The following is a 256-nucleotide window of genomic DNA, read 5'->3' on the forward strand; positions in this document are numbered from 1 at the left end:
GTAGCGACCTTGATCGCTAGGTTTGTAATCTACACCAGTTTGATCTTCATAGTAGTTCGATGGTCGGAAACCTTGCTCTGCGTTTTTTGCATTCTGTGCCGCCCATCCTGTTCCTTTGCAAGCTTTAGGAGGTTGCCCTGGAACTCGACAACCGTCGATGTTGAACGCACCTACACCGTGTCGTGCCACGTTCTTGTCGCCGGTTTTCTCCGAGAATGGTTTCTGACCGAGATAGATAGGTTCAAGAGCCGGTTTC

1 protein-coding gene is annotated in these 256 nt (G+C 50.0%); it reads right to left on the minus strand.

Annotated elements, in window-relative coordinates:
• Nucleotides 1-256: hypothetical protein (locus tag RMT89_RS44155; protein WP_315889392.1), on the minus strand; the 256-nt coding region annotated here is incomplete at both ends.

This window comes from Streptomyces sp. P17, from assembly GCF_032436805.1.
Taxonomy (GTDB): Bacteria; Actinomycetota; Actinomycetes; order Streptomycetales; family Streptomycetaceae; genus Streptomyces.